This window comes from Streptococcus oralis, from assembly GCF_023110055.1.
In the GTDB taxonomy this organism is placed as follows: Bacteria; Bacillota; Bacilli; order Lactobacillales; family Streptococcaceae; genus Streptococcus; species Streptococcus oralis_BY.
Map to the genome: position 1 here is coordinate 265640 of NZ_JALDVG010000001.1, position 19933 is coordinate 285572.

Genomic DNA, 19933 nt, shown 5'->3' on the forward strand with positions numbered 1-19933 from the left:
GTCGTTACAAATGGCTCAACAGTAACTGTAACCGACAAAGACGATGACCTTCCACGTAAGATCACCTTCAGCAAGGTAAATCTAGCGGGTGAAGAAATCGCGGGTGCAAAAATCCAAATTTTCCGTGGAGAAAAAGTTGCAGGTAGTCCTGTGGCTGAATGGACTTCAAAAGCCAATCAATCACATGTACTTGATTTGACTCCAGGAGTATATACTTTCCATGAAGAAGCCGCTCCAACTGGATACTTAGCAGTAACAGATATTACATTCCAAGTTAACTACGACGGAACTGTAACAGTGGTAAATGCTAGTGGAAATCAGGTTGAGTTTAAGGATGGTAAGTTAGTAGTAACGGACCAAACTGAACCAGAAAATCCTAACCTACCAAACACTGGAAGCGAATCTGGACAAGCTGCATTAGCAGCAGGTTTAGCTCTTCTAGCTTTAGGTGCAGGTCTTGTAGCAACTAAACGAAGAAAAGAAGACTAATCTCATTTAGTAGCCAATAAGTAGATTAAAGAAAGATCAGGGATAACTCCCTGGTCTTTTTTTATGGTTCAGAATAATGAAATATGCTAAATTAAACTATTTACCAGTATGGTGTATGACTATTGCTAAATCTCTTCTGATTTTTACTTATATAAAATAGTTTGGATAATTATTAAGGTGCATCAAACTTATAAATAAATGGAATGTTTTGTGTGATGTTTCTTTCTGTTTGTTTAAAAGAGAAGTTGTTCGTATGTGAACACTAAACTTAAAGAAACTTCAGTGTGATGAAAGAATTAATTTTTATGGCAGTAATTTTACACTGTGTCAATATTTTCAAAAGGCAATAACCTCATAATATTACAAAAAAAGTTAATTTTGTTTTATAATGAAATTAAAGGAGGTTTCTATATTAAAAATAGAACAAATATGATAAATATTGCACTCACATATAGTTATGAAACATGTTAATATGATGTAACTTATTCAATAACCCTCATGGATTTCAACGAATTCGAAAGGAGATGAGTGTTGAGATTTTATAATCATAGTTTGTCGTTTTAATGTTTTCGGTAATTTAGAAAGGAAGATTATGAAGAACAAGAAATTTTGGTTACCCATCCTAACTTCTCTGGCCTGTTTGCTAGGGATAATCTTTGCTCCAAATTCAGTTCAAGCAAAGGAACTGAAGAACGTTATCAGTAATATTGGAATTTGGGAGGTTGATAATGGTAAGTTTATAAAACCAGATGCGAATGGTGTTTATACACTTTCTCCTGAACATCATAACTACTCAAATTATAAATTCACTGTTGATTACGATTTGAGCGCCTATGATGGTAAATTAGAGGACGGTGATACCTTTACCTTTACTGTTCCGAGCCCTTTAACTGTTAGAAATGAAACTTTTGATTTAAAAGATAAGGAAACAGATCTCGTTATCGGAGAAACTCAAATTGTATCAAACGGGGATAATAATGGTGGTAAGGCGACTATTACATTAAAAAATCTGAAAACCTATCTTGAGAAAAAAGGTGGCTATCAAGTCCAAAACGTTAAAGGAAATTTCTTTGTTGGTTTTAGTTCTAAAAATGAATTAAGCAATGAAACGCTCCGTTTTGATAAGACGGAAACTATAAATGAAATTACCCATCAAATTAAGGTCAAAAAAGGGGAAGCCTCTGATTATTCTGAAGGAATTGGACGTGCTAATTTCAGTAAGTATCATGGTCTGATTTACAAAGAGGATTGGACATCTAGTGCTCTAAATAAGAGTGGACAATATTTACACAGTTGGTATGTTCGAGCTAATCCTAAACAAGCTGCCTATAACAAAATTGAAATTCATGACTGGGTTGACCCAAATGCCTCACCGATGCAGATGATTCCTGAAACATTTAAAGTTACGGCAGGTTGGTACGATAAATCTTATTACTTTAAAGATGAGGTGGTTTTAGAAGCTGGTAAGGATTACCAAGTAAAATGGAATGATTCTTACACAGAATTTACTTTAACAATTAACAATGCATCTTCAATTCTTGCGAAGAACGGGAAACCAGCAGCATTTCGAATTAATTATAAAACAAGTGCTCCAGCTGATGGCACGCAAGTCCAAAACAATGCTGAAATGAAGGGTGATGACCAGATTCTAACATATGACGACTATAGTAATAAGACAGTCGTTAAGCAAATCGGAAACTCAGTCGTTGCTTCTGGCGGTACAATTCAGTTAGAAACAGGTTACCGTATCATTCTTTACAAGGTCGACGAGCTGACTCATGACCGTCTAAAAGGAGCAAAATTTAAGATTACTCCTCCGGCAGGAGCTACGGCTAAAGAAGAAATTGTAACGACAAATGATGACGGAATTGCTGAATCATCTATTTACTCAGAGAGTGATATCAAGAAAGGGAACTTTACGGTAACCGAGATTGAGGCTCCTGAGGGATATGAGTTGAATCCTACTCCATTTGAGATGACTGTAGGAAAAGACGGTGCAATTCGAACAGTCACAAACAAACGCAATAAAGTTAAAGCTCAGATTCAAGCAAATAAGAAGATGATTGGTCGGGAGCTTAAAGAAGGTGAATATGAGTTTACCTTAATTGGACCAGATGGTAAGACTGAAGTTGAAACCGTTAAGAATGCGGCGGATGGAAGTATCAAGTTTGCAGAGTTATCATTTGATGCAGTAGGAGAGTACACTTATCGCATTGTTGAAAAGAAAGCTGGTACTACAGATAAAGGTGTGACTTATGATGTCAATCCCGTAGTTGCAAATGTTAAGGTTACATCTGAAACTGGTACAAGTAAATTGAAGACGGTAGTCACATACGAAAATGATGACAATACGTTTGAAAATACTTATACTCCTAAGAAAACTTCAGCTCCTATTGAAGTAACAAAAGTTCTTACCGGTCGTACCTTGAAAGCTGATGAGTTTGAGTTTGTATTGAAGAACGACGCAGATGGTTCAGAAGTTCAAAAAGTGAAGAACACTGCCGACGGTAAGGTTACATTTGCTCCACTTGAATATACTAAAGCTGGTACATACAAGTACACTATCGTTGAAACAAATGCTGGCCAAACTATTGACGGTGTAACATACGATAGTCTCGAAGTGAAAGTCACAGTAGAAGTTACAGACGATGGTGAAGGAAATCTTACCGCCAATGTAACTTACCCAGCGGACAAAGAATTCAACAACAGCTACGGAGCTTCAAAAACTCCAGCTACTCTTGCAGTTAAGAAAACACTTACTGGTCGTGAGTTGAAAGCTGATGAGTTTGAATTTACTTTGACAGACCAAGATGGTAATGTGAAAGAAACAGTCAAGAATGACAAAGATGGAAACGTTAAGTTCTCAGCCTTGGAATTCGATAAAGCTGGAACTTTCACTTACAAGATTGCTGAAAAAGCTGGTACTGCTACAGGAATCACGTACGACACGAAAACAATCACAGCTACAGTTACTGTAACGGACAATGGTAAAGGTGGCCTTGAAGCAACTGTTGCTTACGACGATGAAAAAGCATTCGAGAACACTTACACTCCAGCGAAAACTGAAGTTCCTGTGAAGAAAGTATGGAAGGATGAGAACAACCAAGACGGTAAACGTCCAACTTCTGTCACAGTTAAATTGCTTGCAGACGGTCAAGACACTGGTGAAACACTTACATTGACTGAAGCAAACGGTTGGGCTGGAAGCTTCACAAACCTTGATGCTGATAAAGGCGGAACACCTATCAAGTATACTGTAGTAGAAGTAACTGTTACTGGTTACACTTCTAAGGTTACTGGTGACGCTGCATCAGGATTCACTATCACAAATAGCTATTCTCCAGAAACAGTTGATGTAAAAGCAACTAAGAACTGGGATGACGCGAATAACCAAGACGGCAAACGTCCAACCAAGATTACAATCAATCTTTTAGCAGACGGTCAGAAAGTCGATTCGAAAGAAGTTCAAGCAGCCGCGGACGGAACTTGGACTGTCGAATTCATGAAATTAGCAAAATATAAAGCTGGTAAAAAAATCAAATACACTGTAACAGAAGAAGCCGTAGCCGAATACGAATCAACTATTACAGACTTTACCATCACAAACAAATATGCTCCAAAAGCAATTGACTACAAGGTAACAAAAGTATGGAACGATGCGAACAACCAAGACGGCAAACGTCCTGAGTCCGTAACGGTTCAACTTTACAAAAAAGTAGGAGCTGCTGATCCAGTAGCCGTTGAAGGTAAGAAATTGACCTTGACTGCTAAGGATAAGACAGACGCTAACACTTGGGTAGCATCATTCACAAATCTTCCACAATACGAAGCTGGTAAAGAAATCACTTACTCTATCAAGGAAGTAGACGTGCCAGCTGGCTATGAAGCCTCTGTAACTGGTCAAGTAGTGACTAACACTCACAATCCAGATACAGTTATCCTTTCAGGAACTAAGGTGTGGAAAGATAACAACAACCAAGACGGAAAACGTACAACATCTGTGAAAGTTCAAATTCTTAAAAACGATAAAGAAGTTGTTCAAGAAATTGAAGTATCAGAAGCAACTGGTTGGAAGTTCGAATCAAAAGCACTTCCTAAGTATGAAAATGGTAAACTAATCAAGTATACTGTCAAAGAAGTGGTTGTGAAAGGATATACTTCAACAATCACAACAGAAAAAGAAGGTAAGTACACCATTACCAATGAATATACACCAGAAAAAATTGCTGTAAGTGGACAAAAGACTTGGATTGACAATAACGACCAAGATCGTATCCGTCCAGCATCTATCACAGTGAAGTTACTTGCGAATGGTAAAGAAACTGGCCAAGAAGCTACAGCCACAGCGGAAACAGGCTGGAAGTATGAATTTACTAATCTGGACCGTTACCAAAATGGTAAGCCAATCGAGTACACAGTCAAAGAAGTTGGTGTTCCTACAGGTTACACAGCTACTGAAACTGGTATGAATGTGACCAACACTCATACACCAGAGAAAACATCTGTAAAAGGTAAGAAAATCTGGAAAGGTGATGAAAACCATAAAGACGCTCGCCCAGCATCTATTACAGTTAAACTATTTGCCAATGGTAAAGATACTGGTAAAACTGCAATAGCTTCAGAAGCAAGTGGTTGGACTTATGAATTTACAGATCTTGATCGTTATCAAGAAGGTAAGGAGATTGCCTACACTGTTGAAGAAGTGAATGTTCCAGATGGTTATACAGCTTCAGTAGAAGGTTACAACATTACAAATACGCACACTCCTGAAAAACCAACACCTGGCAAACCAAATGAACCAGGTAAGCCTAAAAAAGGTGGGGAATTGCCTAATACAGGAAGCAAGTCTAACCAAGTGGCTCTAGTAGCTGGAATCGCCCTTCTTGGATTGGGAACAGGATTCTTGGCAAGACGCAAAAAAGAAGATTAAGTTTTTTAAACGGTATCTTTCACAAAATTTTGCAAGACAGTTTAAAAGTGGAAACAAGTGTCAATGGAAATTGGCACTTGTTTTTTTGTAACTAACCCTGGTTCTACTACCAGATACAAGTGGATAGTTGCCACTTACTAAAAAGCTATTGTTTTTGCGATGAATTCCACTATAATAGGTGACAAATAGAAAAGGAGATGTTGCATATGATTGAAACAAGATTACAAGATAAATTGAAGTCAGGTTTGGAGGTAGAAAATTTTCAAAAAGAAGGGGCTATCTATCTGTCTCTTAATCCAGATTATCTATCTGGAGATAATGCTAAATACATGACCATGTATAACCGTATGGCTCGTTGGTATGATATGAGTGAGAAATGGATAGGACCACTTCTCCACGGCAAGGCGATTGATAAGTTGAGAAGGGATCTGATGGAGGAAATAGAATGGAAAGATAATTTATCAGTTCTTTATGTCTCTATCGGGACTGGTCAAGACCTCCGTTATATCCCTGAGACAATTGACCTGAAAAGTTTAGACTTTGTAGGGGTAGATATTTCTATCAGTATGCTAGAAAAATGCCAGAAATCTTGCGCTAAAAAGACTAATTTGCAACTTTTCCATGCTTGCGCGGAGGATTTACCCTTTGCGGATAATAGTTTTGACATTGTCTACCATATTGGCGGAATCAATTTTTTCAATGATAAGGCCAAGGCTATGCAGGAAATGCTACGAGTGGCGAAGCCAGGAACAAAGCTTTTAATTGCAGATGAGACGGCTGACTATGTGGATCAGCAATATAAGAAAAATCATTTTAGTAAGGATTATTTTAAAGATGCTACTGTTGATTTGAGTGAAATTGAGAATGCTGTTCCAAGCGAAGTTAAGGAAAAGGAAATGAAACTTCTTTGGGATGGTAAATTCTACGCCTTGACATTTAGGAAATAAGAAAAAGTATCTTGGTAGAGCTTAGAAAACAAGGTATGAAGATAAAAACATTCCCTTAGACAGCTGTCTGAGGGAATGTTTTTATGGGAGCATCATCAATTCGACAATCATAGCCATGTAGATAATCAGGGTAAGGAGAAAACCTGCTCTCCAGAAGAATTTGATAAATCTAGGGTAGTAAAAACTTCTTTTTTTGAGGAGAAAAAAGATAACTAGGAGGATTGCTAGGAGAGAAAGGGCAACACCAAGTCGCGGTAGAAAGTTGTGGGTAAAGGCTTTAGCAGTGATAAGGTAGTACTCGAATACCAAAAGTGGAAAAGCTAAATCCGCGAAATTAAATCCTATTTTCCTAAGTCCGAAAAGCTTGGTGACAATAAAGCAAACTACCAAGGTTAATATCAATAATAAAATAGATGCTATTTTCATTAAAATCATACCCATATTGTATCATAAAAAATCACTAAAGGAAACGAGAAACAAGGGAATTTGTAGGAAAGTCAGGCTTTTGAGATTGTAGGTGTTTTTTGTTATAATGAAAGTTATGAAATCTTATAATACCTTGAATGATTATTATCGAAAACTTTTTGGAGAAAAGACTTTCAAAGTTCCTATTGATGCGGGATTTGACTGTCCCAATCGGGATGGAACTGTGGCTCATGGGGGCTGTACCTTTTGTACGGTTTCGGGTTCTGGAGATGCCATTGTAGCACCAGATGCCCCTATCCGTGAGCAATTTTATAAGGAAATCGACTTTATGCACCGCAAGTGGCCGGATGTTAAAAAGTATCTGGTTTATTTTCAAAACTTTACCAACACCCATGAAAAGGTGGAAGTGATTCGGGAACGTTATGAGCAGGCTATCAACGAGCCAGGCGTAGTAGGAATCAATATCGGAACACGGCCAGACTGTTTACCTGATGAAACCATCGAATATTTGGCTGAGTTATCGGAACGCATGCATGTGACGGTAGAATTAGGCTTACAGACTACATATGAGACAACCTCTGACTTGATTAACCGTGCCCATTCTTATGAATTGTATGTAGAAACAGTCAAACGCTTGAGGAAATATCCTAAGATTGAGATTGTTTCCCATCTGATCAACGGACTGCCTGGGGAAACTCATGAGATGATGATTGAAAATGTCCGCCGCTGTGTCACAGATAATGATATTCAAGGAATTAAACTGCACTTGCTCCATCTTATGACCAATACACGTATGCAAAGAGATTACCACGAAGGACGCTTGCAACTGATGAGTCAGGATGAATATGTCAAGGTCATTTGTGATCAGCTGGAAATCATTCCCAAGCATATCGTTATTCATCGGATCACAGGAGATGCACCTAGAGATATGTTGATTGGTCCTATGTGGAGCCTCAATAAATGGGAAGTGCTAAATGCTATTGAAACTGAAATGAGACGCCGCGGCAGTGTTCAAGGATGCAAGGTTGTAAAACAGGAGTTTAGTAATGAAAAGACCACTTGAGATGGCACATGATTTTTTGGCTGAAGTCGTGACAAAAGAGGATGTCGTAGTGGATACGACCATGGGGAATGGACATGACACGCTTTTTTTAGCCAAGCTAGCCAAGCAAGTCTTTGCCTTTGATATCCAGGAGCAGGCTTTAGAGAAGACGCAAGAGCGTTTGGATCAGGCTGGAATGACAAATGCCCAGTTAATCTTGCAAGGTCATGAGACACTAGACCAGTTTGTGACAGAAGCTAAGGCAGGGATTTTTAATCTGGGTTATCTGCCTTCTGCTGACAAATCCGTCATCACACAACCTCAGACTACTATCGAAGCCTTAGAAAAGCTTTGCCGCTTGCTTGTCAAAGGAGGACGGATTGCTATCATGATCTACTATGGTCATGAAGGAGGAGACACCGAGAGGGATGCTGTGTTGGATTTTGTTAGCCAGTTGAACCAACAAGAGTATACAGCTGCCATTTATCGGACTCTCAACCAAGTTAATAATCCACCGTTTTTAGTTATGATTGAAAAATTAGAAAGGTATAGACATGGATAAACAATACCTTCGTGAGAAGCTTGAGGCAATGCGCCAAAATTTTGTCGAGTCAACGCATCACGAGCGAGCAGTCGGAGTGCTCGACGAAGCACATATGAGCAAAAAAATGCTTAAAATCAAGAAAAAATTAGTGGCTCTTGAAATGGAACGATGCCAGAAGAAAATTGAGCACAAAGACTGTTCTAAGATTGATCAGAAAATCCAAGAGCAAAAGGAGATTTTTGAATCTTGTTGTAAAAAAGATTAAGGAGGAATTGTGTGGAATTACTCATTTACTTGATTCTATTTTTATTTGTCTTAATCATTTCAACTACGACCAATAAACTTCTCCCTTTTTTGCCCCTTCCTCTTGTGCAAATCCTTTTGGGGATTGGGATTGGCTTATTTGTTCCCGATGCGGACTTTCATCTCAATACAGAGCTGTTTCTGGCCATGGTTATTGGTCCCTTACTTTTCCGGGAGGCAGAAGAAGCGGATATTACGTCCATTTTGAAACATTGGCGGATTGTCGTCTTTCTGATTTTTCCTGTGATTTTTATCTCAACCTTAAGCTTGGGGGGCATGGCTCACTTCCTTTGGATGACTCTTCCTTTGGCTGCCTGTTTAGCAGTTGGAGCGGCACTTGGGCCAACAGATTTGGTTGCCTTCGCATCTCTTTCTGAACGTTTTCGTTTTCCCAAACGGGTTTCTAATATTCTAAAAGGGGAAGGACTCTTAAATGACGCTTCTGGTTTGGTTGCCTTTCAGATGGCTCTTGCTGCTTGGACAACAGGAACGTTTTCTTTCAGCCAAGCTGGAACTTCCCTAGCACTTTCTATACTTGGTGGTTTTGTAGTCGGTTTTGTGACGGCTATGGTCAATCGTTTTTTGCATAGCTTTTTACTGAGTGTACGAGCGATAGATATAGCCAGTGAACTATTGCTAGAGCTAAGTTTGCCGCTCATGACCTTTTTCATCGCAGAAGAGTTTCATGTTTCAGGGATTATCGCAGTAGTGGTTGCAGGTATTTTGAAGGCCAGTCGCTTTAAGAAAATTACGCTCCTTGAGGCTCAGGTAGACACCGTGACGGAGACCGTCTGGCACACCGTGACCTTTATGCTAAATGGATCAGTCTTTGTTCTCTTGGGAATGGAATTAGAATTGATTGCAGAGCCAATTTTGTCTAATTCTCTCTACAATCCCCTTCTTTTACTGCTTTCAGTTGTCGTTCTGACCTTCTTGCTTTTTGCGATCCGCTTTGTCATGATTGCTGTTTTTTACTTTGTGAGGACGCGTCGACTTAAGAAAAAAATTCATAAGTACATGAAAGATATGCTTCTTTTGACCTTCTCTGGTGTCAAAGGGACAGTATCTATCGCGACTATTCTCCTCATACCAAGTCATTTGGAGCAGGAATATCCTTTGTTACTCTTCCTTGTAGCAGGCGTTACACTGCTGAGCTTTTTAACGGGTTTACTAGTCCTCCCTCACTTATCTGAGGAACAAGAGGAAAGCAAGGATCATTTGATGCATATTGCGATTTTGAATGATGTAGCTGCAGAATTAGAAAAAGAGCTAGACCATCACAAGAACAAACTTCCTCTTTATGCAGCTATTGATAATTATCATGGTCGGATTGAAAACCTCATCCTTAGTCTAGAAAATAAGAGAGTCCAAGAGGACTGGGAGTCCCTCAAACTTCTTATCTTGAGTATTGAGAGTGATGGTTTGGAGCAAGCCTACGAGGAAAATAGAATCAGCGAGCGTGGTTATCGAGTTTACCAACGTTACCTAAAAAACATGGAGCAGAGTATCAATCGGAATTTCGCTTCTAGAGTGACTTATTATTTCCTAGTTTCTTTACGGATACTGCGCTTTCTACTTCATGAAGTATTTACCTTTGGCAAAACTTTCCGTAGTTGGATGAATGAAGAATCTCGTAAACTACTAGCAGTTGACTATGATCAGATTTCAGAGTTGTATTTGGAAAATACAGAGCTGATTATCGAGAGTTTGGAAAACCTCAAAGGGGTTTACAAGAGTTCTCTGATTAGCTTTATGCAAGAGTCTCGTCTACGCGAGACGGCCATTATCGGAAGCGGTGCTTTTGTTGAGCGGGTTATCAATCGCATCAAGCCAAACAATATCGATGAAATGCTACGAGGCTACTATCTCGAACGTAAGGCAATCTTTGAATACGAAGAAGCTAAACTGATAACAGCCAAGTATGCCAAAAAACTACGCCAAAACGTTAATAATTTAGAGAATTATTCTCTGAAAGAGGCTGCAAATACCTTGCCTTATGATATGCTAGATTTAATCAGAAGAACTTAGATGATGAAGAAAATGACGGAGGAGGAAACATGAAAAAGTGGTGGAAAGAGCTGATGGACAGGCCCTTATTGAAAGCTTTTTTGCATTATTATCAAGCATCTGATAGTGAGTTGACCAGTGTTGCGGTTGCCTACTATTGGTTGATTTCAATCTTCCCTTTGCTAATGATAATGGTCAATATTTTGCCTTATTTTCAGATTCCGGTCTCAAATTTCTTACTGACGATCAAGGAATTTTTGCCTGATACGGTGTATGATGTGGTCGCCAAGATTGTCCGAGAAGTTCTGACTCAACCATCAACTGGTTTGCTGAGTTTTGCTGTTTTGTCAGCCCTATGGACCTTTTCGAAATCAATGGATTTCCTCCAAAAAGCCTTTAACAAAGCCTATGGAGTGACCAAGAGTCGAGGAATTATCTCCCATCAGTTGATGAGTCTACTTGTTAGTTTTGGCTTGCAGATTCTTTTTGCCTTAGCCTTGTTTTTGAGTATGTTTGGTCGTATGTTGCTCAACCTCCTCAAAACTTACTGGCAATCAGACAGTCCGCTATTTTCCTACCTGCAAGATTTTACAGGCCCTCTGGTCTATGCCTTGATCTTTGCCATTCTGGTTATGATTTATTACTTCCTTCCAAAAGTAAAAGCACCACGAATCCGCTATGTTTTACCAGGAAGTGTCTTTGTCTTGCTAACTCTTATCTTTTTATTGAATATCTTTTCTGTCTACGTCAATAGTTATGTCAATCATCTGGTTGATGTCCGATTTTTCAGTTCTATTATCGTGGTAGTCATGATGTTCTGGTTTATTCTCATTGCAAAGATTTTGATTATCGGAGCAGTTATCAATGCCAGTGTTCAGAGTTTGAAAGATCCAAAGTTTGGTATAGAATAATTAGAAAGATCCCTATTAGGTTTCCTAATAGGGATTTTCTTAATAGATAAACATGGCATCTCCAAAACTGAAGAAGCGGTAGTGTTCTTGGATGGCATGGTGATAGGCATCTAGGACTAAGTCACGACCGGCAAAGGCAGAAACTAGCATAACAAGAGTTGACTTGGGTAGGTGGAAGTTGGTTGAAAAAGCATCCACAACCTTCCAGTCATAGCCTGGTTTGATAAAGATATTGGTCCAGCCAGAATCAGCCTGGATTTGCCCATTAAACTTGGAACCGATGGTTTCCAGTGTGCGAATCGAAGTGGTTCCAACAGCGATGACGCGACCTCCATTTTCCTTAACAGAGCGAAGGGTGGCAGCTGCTTCCTCAGAAAGTTGGTAGAACTCCGAGTGCATTTCATGTTCGTCCAGATTGTCAACAGAGACAGGTCTAAAGGTTCCGAGTCCGACGTGAAGAGTGAGATAGACCAGATGAACGCCTTTGGCTTGGATTTCTGCTAGCAGTTCTTTGGTAAAGTGCAGCCCAGCAGTCGGTGCAGCAGCAGAGCCACTTTCTTTAGCGTAGACCGTTTGATAACGTTCACGGTCATCCAGTTTTTCGTGGATATAAGGTGGTAGTGGCATTTCACCTAGACTTTCCAAAACTTCTAGGAAAATTCCTTGGTATTCAAAGCGGACAATGCGGCCCCCGTGGGTCAATTCTTCCGTAACGACAGCGCTGAGGCGACCATCTCCAAAGCTGACGCGAGTACCGACCTTGAGGCGTTTGGCAGGTTTAGCGAGGACTTCCCACTCATCACCACTAGTATTTTTGAGCAGGAGAAGCTCCACATGACCTCCGGTCTCCTCTTTTTGACCATAGAGGCGGGCAGGGAGAACGCGAGTGTCGTTCATGACAAGGGCATCACCAGGTTCCAGCATGTCGATAATAGAGTGGAAGTGTTTATCCTGCATTTCTCCCGTTTCACGATTAACGATAAGGAGTTTGGAGGCATCTCGTTTTTCAAGGGGCGTTTGGGCAATCAATTCCTCAGGTAAGTGGAAATCAAAATCAGCTGTATTCATTTTTCATTATTCTTTCTAAGTTCTAATCTTATCCATTATAACATGTTTCAAGTTTAGACGCTCTTTTTTTAGAAATTAAATCGTTTTCACTTGACAAAAATTGGTCTATACCATATAATAAATATAGAAACATGGAGGATATAAAATGAAAGTTATAAAAGTTGAGAATCAAGTCGAAGGTGGAAAAGTAGCTTTTGAGATTTTGAAGGAAAAATTGGCCAATGGTGCTCAAACATTAGGACTTGCGACAGGAAGCAGCCCGCTTGAGTTTTACAAGGAAATCGTTGAGAGTGACCTTGATTTTTCAAATCTGACTAGTGTGAACCTTGATGAGTATGTAGGGCTTGATGGGGACAATCCACAATCTTACCGTTACTTCATGCAGGAAAACTTGTTCAACCAAAAACCATTTAAGGAAAGTTTCTTGCCTCGTGGGGTTAAGGACAATGCTGAAGAAGAAGTTGAACGCTACAATCAAATTTTGGCTGACCATCCTGTTGATTTGCAAATCTTGGGAATTGGTCGCAATGGACATATCGGATTTAATGAACCTGGTACTCCATTTGACAGTCAAACACACCTTGTAGAGCTGGACCAGTCTACTATCGAAGCCAATGCTCGCTTCTTTGACAAGATTGAAGACGTTCCAACCCAAGCTATCTCAATGGGGATTAAAAACATCTTGGATGCCAAGTCAATTATTCTCTTTGCTTACGGTGAATCAAAAGCAGAAGCCATTGCCGGAACAGTGTCGGGTCCAGTGACTGAGAACCTCCCAGCAAGCAGCCTACAAAACCACCCTGATGTGACTATTATCGCTGATGCTGAGGCGCTCAGCCTGCTTGAAAAATAAAAATTACAAGAACCACTTGCTCTTTGGAGTGAGTGGTTTTTTTCTAGCTTTCATGAGTCAATAGAAAGAAGTGGTATAATAGATTGGTAGAATAACTAGATCTAGTTAGGTCCAATTTTTACTATTTTATGATATACAAGGAGAGAATGAAAGTATGCTATTAGAAAATAATCTGATAAAAGACAATATACGAGCTGAAAACAAAAGCTTTCTCTATTATTTACACGAGGAAAAAGTATTTGATTCGCAGTCGCTAGCTGATTTATGTCGCTACGTAGAAAAGCTCGATTCTATTAGTATAGATCAGATGAGGGATTTGCATTTTATTGAAAATCAAATTCTTCGTCATCTGGTATATCATTTTGACAGCAATGACTTGAGTAAGATTTCGAATCTTCCTGATGAATATTGGGAATATATTGAACCTTTTGAACAAGCAGTAACAAAGTTGTATGATTTGATGTAAAAATTGGTGGATTTGATAAAGTATAGGCAAGAAAGTAATTATTGAATCGGAAAATCGGAATAAATGTAGGTTTTCCCTTGACAAATATTCATTTTGCGTGTAAAATGGAATAGATCTTGAACTTGAAGGGAGTGAAAAAAATGTCTAAAACAGTAGTACGTAAGAATGAATCTCTTGACGATGCACTTCGTCGTTTCAAACGTGCGGTTACTAAAGCTGGTACTCTTCAAGAAACACGCAAACGTGAATTCTATGAAAAACCTTCTGTAAAACGTAAACGTAAATCAGAAGCAGCTCGTAAACGTAAAAAATTCTAATTTGAAATGAAAGGCTAGACTTGTCTAGTCTTTTTTTGCACAATGTTTAGAGGAAGAAATTGTTATGAGAGAGTATATAAAAGAATATCAAAAGATGCGTGAAAATCACTTGGAAGATTGGGGTTATTGTGCTGATCCGATAGATTGGAAGGAATTTGAAGAGTCAAACCAAAAAATTTTTGAAAAGTATTTGACCGATTCAAAAGTATTGTCTGACAAGGTTTTAAGGGTAAAATTGTACAGTAGCTTATTGCTAGATGATACTAAATATTTTGCCTATTATGCTGCGTTTTTAGATGGGGATTATAAGCAGTTAAACAACGCTCTATGGCAAACAGGAAGAACCGGGTTGTTGAGAGGTGGTTTGTTGGCAAGTGGAACCATCTACACAGATGGGATTTTGAAAGGCTTGTTTACCTCTTTTGCTTGTAACGATTTTTCAGTCATTCCATCATTCATCTCCAAAGATTTACCCTTGTTGAAAGGAACCTATTATCCAGAAAATGTGATGAATCTTTTATACGCTCTTTATTATCAAGATGAAGAAAGATTATCCGAGTCGCTCTTGCGTGCACAACAGTTTTTAGGGAAGAAAAAACGAACTGGTATGGAAGAATTTTCTGTTCGGTATTTTATAAGTTTGGCAAAAAAAGATGCAGTTGCATTAAGCGAGTCCTTACAAAGTTTATGCCAAGCTTATCAGAGACGAGGTTACCCCTATGAAAAGATTGATAAGTGCTTTGCGGATGAGATCCATGGTCTATATCGTTTGGTACGATTGTTTGACCATTCCTTGTTTGAAGAAGTCAGTATGCCGTCTCATAAGACTTTTTTGAAGGAGTTTGAAGAATGGCAAGTCCAAAATCAGTTTCCAAAAGGTCAACAGTTCTATACCTATCCTCAAGATATGGCTGATGCAAACAGAATGTTAACAAAAGGTCTTCCAAGGATTTACTTAGAAAAATCTGGAAGGGACTTGGTGATAGACGTTGACCGATTTGCAGTAGATTTGTCTCGGTTGATTTAAAAGAGTACGAAAAGACTTCCTAGTCAAATCTTTTTCCAAGCAACATCAAATAAATACTGTAAATCCTGCAAAAAAAGGAAACTTCCACCTACAATCTGATATAATAGTAGGGAGAACTCGATTGAAGGAGGAAATTATGTCGGTTTTAGTAAGAGAAGTAATTGAAAAGCTCAGACTAGATATTGTATACGGCGAAGGTGAATTGCTTGAAAAAGAAATCAATACTGCGGACATTATGAGACCTGGTCTTGAAATGACGGGCTATTTTGATTACTATACACCAGAACGGATTCAGCTGTTAGGGATGAAGGAGTGGTCCTATTTAGTTGCCATGCCTGCCCAGAACCGTTATCAGGTTTTGAAGAAAATGTTTCTACCTGAAACACCTGCGGTTATCGTGGCTCGTGGTCTGGTAGTGCCAGAGGAAATGTTGAGGGCTGCTAGAGAATGTAAGATTGCGATTTTAACCAGTCGAACAGCAACCAGTCGTTTATCTGGAGAGTTATCTAGCTATCTTGATTCCCGTTTGGCTAAACGTACCAGTGTGCATGGTGTCTTGATGGATATCTATGGCATGGGTGTCTTGATCCAAGGAGATAGTGGTATCGGTAAGAGCGAGACAGGTCTTGAGCTTGTGAAACGTGGACACCGTCTAGTAGCAGATGATCGTGTAGATATTTATTCTAAGGATGAGATGACTCTTTGGGGCGAACCTGCTGAAATCTTGAAGCATTTACTTGAGATTCGTGGAGTTGGGATTATCGATATTATGAGTCTTTATGGTGCGAGTGCTGTAAAAGATTCTTCACAAGTTCAGCTAGCAGTTTATCTAGAAAATTATGATACGCATAAGACCTTTGACCGTCTAGGAAACAATGCCGAAGAACTCGAAGTTTCTGGTGTAACGATTCCGCGTATCCGCATCCCAGTAAAAACAGGACGCAATATCTCCGTTGTTATTGAGGCGGCTGCCATGAACTATCGTGCTAAAGAAATGGGCTTTGATGCGACACGTTTATTTGAAGAACGCTTGACAAATCTAATCGCTCAAAATGAGGTGAAACATGATTAATCCAGTCGCATTTGAAATTGGTCCCTTTGCTATTCGTTGGTATGCTTTGTGTATTGTAGCTGGTTTGGTTCTGGCAGTCTACCTTGCCATGAAAGAAGCTCCCAAAAAGAAAATTCTATCAGATGATATTTTGGATTTTATTCTGATTGCTTTTCCGGTAGCTATTTTAGGTGCTAGACTATACTACGTACTCTTTCGCTTAGATTATTATCTGCAAAATCCAGGTGAAATCATCGCCATTTGGAATGGTGGTTTGGCCATTTATGGTGGTTTGATAGCAGGAGCTATTGTACTTTATATCTTTGCAGATAGAAAACTCATCAATACTTGGGACTTTCTAGATATTGCGGCGCCGAGCGTTCTGATTGCCCAAAGTTTAGGACGCTGGGGAAATTTCTTTAATCAAGAAGCCTACGGTGCAGCAGTAGATAGTCTGGATTATTTACCGGGCTTTATCCGTGACCAGATGTACATTGACGGTAGCTACCGTCAGCCGACCTTCTTATATGAGTCGGTTTGGAATCTGATTGGATTTGCTTTGATTCTGATTTTTAGAAGAAAATTAAAGGGAATCAGACGTGGTCATATCACTGCTTTCTACTTGATTTGGTATGGCTTTGGTCGTATGATTATTGAAGGAATGCGGACGGATAGTCTCATGTTCTTTGGTCTGCGAGTTTCCCAATGGTTATCAGTTGTCCTTATCGGACTCGGTATTTTTATCATACTTTATCAAAATCGAAAGAAAGCCCCTTTCTATCATACAGAGGAGGAAAAATAAATGTTAGAAGTTGCTTATATACTTGTTGCTATTGCTTTGATTGTCTGTTTAGTCTATTTGACAATCACGATTCAAAAAGCAGGTCGTATGATTGATGAGACAGAGAAAACCATCAAAACCTTGAGCTCAGATGTGAACGTTACCTTACATCATACTAATGAATTGTTGGTCAAGGTCAATGTGTTAGCAGACGATATCAATATCAAAGTTGCGACGATTGATCCACTTTTTACAGCTGTGGCTGACTTGTCAGAGTCGGTATCTGATCTCAACCAACATGCACGTGTTTTAGGTAAAAAGGCTTCATCTGCTGGTTCGAAGACCATCAAAACAGGTGCAGGCTTGTCCGCACTTCGTGTTGCAAGTAAATTTTTCAAAAAATAAAAAAGGAGAAATCTTATGGGAAAACTATCCTCTATCCTTTTAGGAACAGTTTCAGGTGCTGCTCTTGCTTTGTTTTTGACGAGTGACAAGGGCAAGCAAGTTTGTAGTCAAGCTCAGGATTTTCTAGATGATTTGAGAGAAGATCCAGAGTATGCTAGAGAGCAGGTTTGTGAGAAACTAACTGAAGTGAAGGAACAGGCAACGGACTTTGTTCTGAAAACAAAGGAACAAGTAGAATCTGGTGAAATCACTTTTGATAGTGTCCTTGACCAAGCTAAAAACTGTGCTCGACAAGCGACGGAAGCATCCAAGGAAACCTTTAACAATCTCAAGGAGCAATGGCAAGAACAGTCAGCAACTCCAGACGTCGCTGAAGACCAAGAAGAAATCATCATCGATATTACTGAAGTATAAGGTATCACCATCTCTGGTTTTTGGAGATGGTGATTTTTATCTGCAAGTCTGTCTTTGTGGTATAATAAATACTATGCAGAAAAAACCAACGTCCGCCTATGTGCATATTCCCTTTTGTACACAGATTTGTTATTATTGTGACTTTTCAAAAGTATTTATCAAGAATCAACCAGTAGATAGTTACCTGGAGCATCTGCTAGAGGAGTTCCATTCTTATGATATCCAAAAGTTGCGAACTCTCTATATTGGAGGTGGGACGCCAACAGCTCTGTCCGCTCCGCAATTAGAGCTGCTCTTAGATGGCTTGTCTAAAAACTTGGACTTGTCTGTCTTGGAAGAGTTGACCATTGAGGCCAATCCAGGCGATTTGGACGCGGATAAGATTGCGGTTTTGAAACAGTCGCCAGTCAATCGTGTTTCCTTAGGTGTGCAGACTTTTGATAACAAAATGCTGAAAAAGATCGGGCGTAGTCACTTGGAAAAGGATATTTATGAGAATATCGACCGTCTCAAACTGGCTGGTTTTGACAATATTTCTATCGACCTAATCTACGCTCTTCCAGGTCAAACTATGGCTCAGGTCAAGGACAATGTGGCTAAGGCTATCTCGCTTGATATTCCTCATATGAGCCTTTATAGCTTGATTTTGGAAAATCATACGGTCTTTATGAACCGCATGCGACGAGGGAAGTTGCCCCTACCCAAGGAAGAGTTAGAAGCGGAGATGTTTGAGTACATCATCGCAGAACTGGAGCGAGCTGGTTTTGAGCATTATGAGATTTCCAATTTCTCTAAACCCGGATTTGAAAGTCGCCACAATCTCATGTACTGGGATAATGCCGAGTATTATGGTATCGGTGCGGGTGCTTCAGGTTATGTGAATGGAGTGCGTTATAAAAATCATGGTCCTATCCGCCACTATCTCAATGCGGTAGAGGCAGGAAATGCTCGGATTACAGAAGAACACCTGAGTCAAAGGGAGCAGATGGAAGAAGAAATGTTCCTAGGCCTCCGGAAAAAATCCGGGGTTTCCATGGCGCGATTTGAGGAGAAATTTGGACGGTCCTTTGATGGACTTTATGGCGAGATCATCAGAGACTTGGTTCAACAAGGACTCATGCAGATCGACGGTGATCGTGTCCGAATGACAAAGAGAGGTCTCTTCTTGGGAGACACTGTAGCAGAACGATTTATTTTGGAGTAGAACGATGGGCTTAACTTATCAAATGAAAATGAAGATTCCTTTTGATATGGCGGACATGAACGGTCATATCAAACTTCCAGATGTGATTTTGCTGTCCCTGCAAGTATCAGGTATGCAATCGATTGAGCTAGGAGTCAGTGACAAGGACGTGTTGGAACGTTATAATCTGGTCTGGATTATTACAGATTATGCGATTGACGTGGTTCGCTTGCCTCGCTTTGCTGAAGAGATTACGATTGAAACAGAAGCATTGACTTACAATCGTCTTTTTTGCTACCGCCGTTTCACTATCTATGATGAAGCAGGTCAAGAAATCATTCGCATGGTAGCAACCTTTGTTCTTATGGACAGAGACAGTCGTAAAGTTCATGCTGTCGAACCTGAGATTGTTGCGCCTTACCAGTCTGAGTTTGATAAAAAACTCATCCGTGGGCCAAAGTATGCAAATCTAGAAGATCCAATCAGTAAAGACTACCATGTTCGTTTTTACGACTTGGATATGAATGGTCATGTTAATAACAGCAAATATCTGGATTGGATTTTTGAGGTCATGGGAGCAGACTTTTTGACCCAGTATATTCCAAAGAAAATCAATCTCAAGTATGTCAAAGAAGTGCGACCAGGTGGCATGATTGCCTCAGCTTATGAACTCAAGGGACTAGAAAGCAAGCATGAGATTATCAGTGATGGCGAGATAAATGCTCAAGCTATGATTACGTGGCAAGAAATTGAAGGCAATTAGAAAGGA

Annotated in this window: 20 protein-coding genes; 18 read left to right on the forward strand and 2 right to left on the reverse strand. The window is 39.6% G+C overall.

What is annotated here, in order from left to right; translation table 11 throughout:
* The 3 genes from M1G01_RS01250 to M1G01_RS01260 all read left to right on the forward strand — a co-directional run.
* Window positions 1-489, forward strand: a 489-nt coding sequence (locus tag M1G01_RS01250) for a prealbumin-like fold domain-containing protein (RefSeq protein ID WP_000326117.1), incomplete at its 5' end; no start/stop codon positions are given.
* A gap of 592 nt (window positions 490-1081) precedes the next feature.
* Window positions 1082-5419, forward strand: a complete 4338-nt coding sequence (locus M1G01_RS01255; protein WP_247930961.1) for a Cna B-type domain-containing protein — start codon at window positions 1082-1084, stop codon at window positions 5417-5419.
* Window positions 5420-5625: 206 nt separating this feature from the next.
* Window positions 5626-6366, forward strand: coding sequence for a class I SAM-dependent methyltransferase (locus M1G01_RS01260; protein WP_247930962.1), 741 nt, complete (start codon window positions 5626-5628; stop codon window positions 6364-6366).
* Between the two features lie 81 nt (window positions 6367-6447).
* Here the strand turns inward: M1G01_RS01260 and M1G01_RS01265 are convergent, their stop codons facing one another.
* On the reverse strand, window positions 6448-6807 hold the full coding sequence (locus M1G01_RS01265; RefSeq protein WP_247930963.1) for a DUF3397 domain-containing protein: 360 nt from the start codon (window positions 6805-6807) through the stop codon (window positions 6448-6450).
* A gap of 91 nt (window positions 6808-6898) precedes the next feature.
* Between M1G01_RS01265 and mnmL the strand changes: the two genes are divergently transcribed.
* Genes mnmL through M1G01_RS01290 form a run of 5 tightly spaced genes read left to right on the forward strand, consistent with a single transcriptional unit; the run spans window position 6899 to window position 11599 of the window.
* Window positions 6899-7855 (forward strand): tRNA modification radical SAM protein MnmL/YtqA, encoded by a 957-nt coding sequence (gene mnmL / locus M1G01_RS01270; RefSeq protein ID WP_247930964.1) that lies wholly within the window; start codon window positions 6899-6901, stop codon window positions 7853-7855.
* Window positions 7839-8396, forward strand: a complete 558-nt coding sequence (gene mnmM / locus M1G01_RS01275; protein WP_247930965.1) for a tRNA 5-(aminomethyl)-2-thiouridylate-methyltransferase MnmM — start codon at window positions 7839-7841, stop codon at window positions 8394-8396. The genes mnmL and mnmM overlap by 17 nt, the downstream gene beginning before the upstream one ends.
* Window positions 8389-8643, forward strand: coding sequence for a hypothetical protein (locus tag M1G01_RS01280; RefSeq protein WP_000361094.1), 255 nt, complete (start codon window positions 8389-8391; stop codon window positions 8641-8643). Before mnmM ends, M1G01_RS01280 begins: the two co-directional genes overlap by 8 nt.
* 11 nt (window positions 8644-8654) lie before the next feature.
* A complete protein-coding gene (locus M1G01_RS01285) occupies window positions 8655-10709 on the forward strand; it encodes a cation:proton antiporter (RefSeq protein WP_247930966.1) in 2055 nt (684 codons plus the stop codon).
* Between the two features lie 29 nt (window positions 10710-10738).
* Window positions 10739-11599 carry a YihY/virulence factor BrkB family protein gene (locus tag M1G01_RS01290; protein ID WP_000759519.1) on the forward strand — a complete coding sequence of 287 codons (861 nt, stop codon included), beginning with the start codon at window positions 10739-10741 and terminating at the stop codon, window positions 11597-11599.
* A gap of 39 nt (window positions 11600-11638) precedes the next feature.
* Here M1G01_RS01290 and queA read toward each other — a convergent pair whose 3' ends face one another.
* Window positions 11639-12667 (reverse strand): tRNA preQ1(34) S-adenosylmethionine ribosyltransferase-isomerase QueA, encoded by a 1029-nt coding sequence (gene queA / locus M1G01_RS01295; RefSeq protein ID WP_125384732.1) that lies wholly within the window; start codon window positions 12665-12667, stop codon window positions 11639-11641.
* A 145-nt stretch (window positions 12668-12812) separates the two neighbouring features.
* On the opposite strand from queA, the gene M1G01_RS01300 reads away from it, so the two are divergent.
* The 10 genes from M1G01_RS01300 to M1G01_RS01345 all read left to right on the forward strand — a co-directional run bounded on the left by M1G01_RS01300 (window position 12813) and on the right by M1G01_RS01345 (window position 19927).
* Complete coding sequence (locus M1G01_RS01300) at window positions 12813-13520, forward strand: glucosamine-6-phosphate deaminase (protein ID WP_000864607.1); 708 nt, start codon at window positions 12813-12815, stop codon at window positions 13518-13520.
* Between the two features lie 154 nt (window positions 13521-13674).
* Window positions 13675-13986, forward strand: coding sequence for a hypothetical protein (locus M1G01_RS01305; RefSeq protein WP_125391192.1), 312 nt, complete (start codon window positions 13675-13677; stop codon window positions 13984-13986).
* Between the two features lie 140 nt (window positions 13987-14126).
* A complete protein-coding gene (rpsU, locus tag M1G01_RS01310) occupies window positions 14127-14303 on the forward strand; it encodes a 30S ribosomal protein S21 (RefSeq protein WP_000048054.1) in 177 nt (58 codons plus the stop codon).
* Between the two features lie 64 nt (window positions 14304-14367).
* On the forward strand, window positions 14368-15330 hold the full coding sequence (locus M1G01_RS01315; RefSeq protein ID WP_247930967.1) for a hypothetical protein: 963 nt from the start codon (window positions 14368-14370) through the stop codon (window positions 15328-15330).
* A 136-nt stretch (window positions 15331-15466) separates the two neighbouring features.
* Complete coding sequence (gene hprK, locus M1G01_RS01320; RefSeq protein WP_000115192.1) at window positions 15467-16402, forward strand: HPr(Ser) kinase/phosphatase; 936 nt, start codon at window positions 15467-15469, stop codon at window positions 16400-16402.
* Complete coding sequence (gene lgt, locus M1G01_RS01325) at window positions 16395-17183, forward strand: prolipoprotein diacylglyceryl transferase (RefSeq protein ID WP_247930968.1); 789 nt, start codon at window positions 16395-16397, stop codon at window positions 17181-17183. Before hprK ends, lgt begins: the two co-directional genes overlap by 8 nt.
* On the forward strand, window positions 17184-17567 hold the full coding sequence (locus M1G01_RS01330) for a DUF948 domain-containing protein (RefSeq protein WP_049505541.1): 384 nt from the start codon (window positions 17184-17186) through the stop codon (window positions 17565-17567).
* Window positions 17568-17582: 15 nt separating this feature from the next.
* Entirely contained in the window at window positions 17583-17981 is a 399-nt protein-coding gene (locus M1G01_RS01335) for a YtxH domain-containing protein (RefSeq protein WP_000517390.1), read from the forward strand.
* Window positions 17982-18054: 73 nt separating this feature from the next.
* A complete protein-coding gene (gene hemW / locus M1G01_RS01340; RefSeq protein ID WP_247930969.1) occupies window positions 18055-19185 on the forward strand; it encodes a radical SAM family heme chaperone HemW in 1131 nt (376 codons plus the stop codon).
* A 4-nt stretch (window positions 19186-19189) separates the two neighbouring features.
* Complete coding sequence (locus M1G01_RS01345) at window positions 19190-19927, forward strand: acyl-[acyl-carrier-protein] thioesterase (RefSeq protein ID WP_247930970.1); 738 nt, start codon at window positions 19190-19192, stop codon at window positions 19925-19927.
* Window positions 19928-19933: the final 6 nt, after the last annotated feature.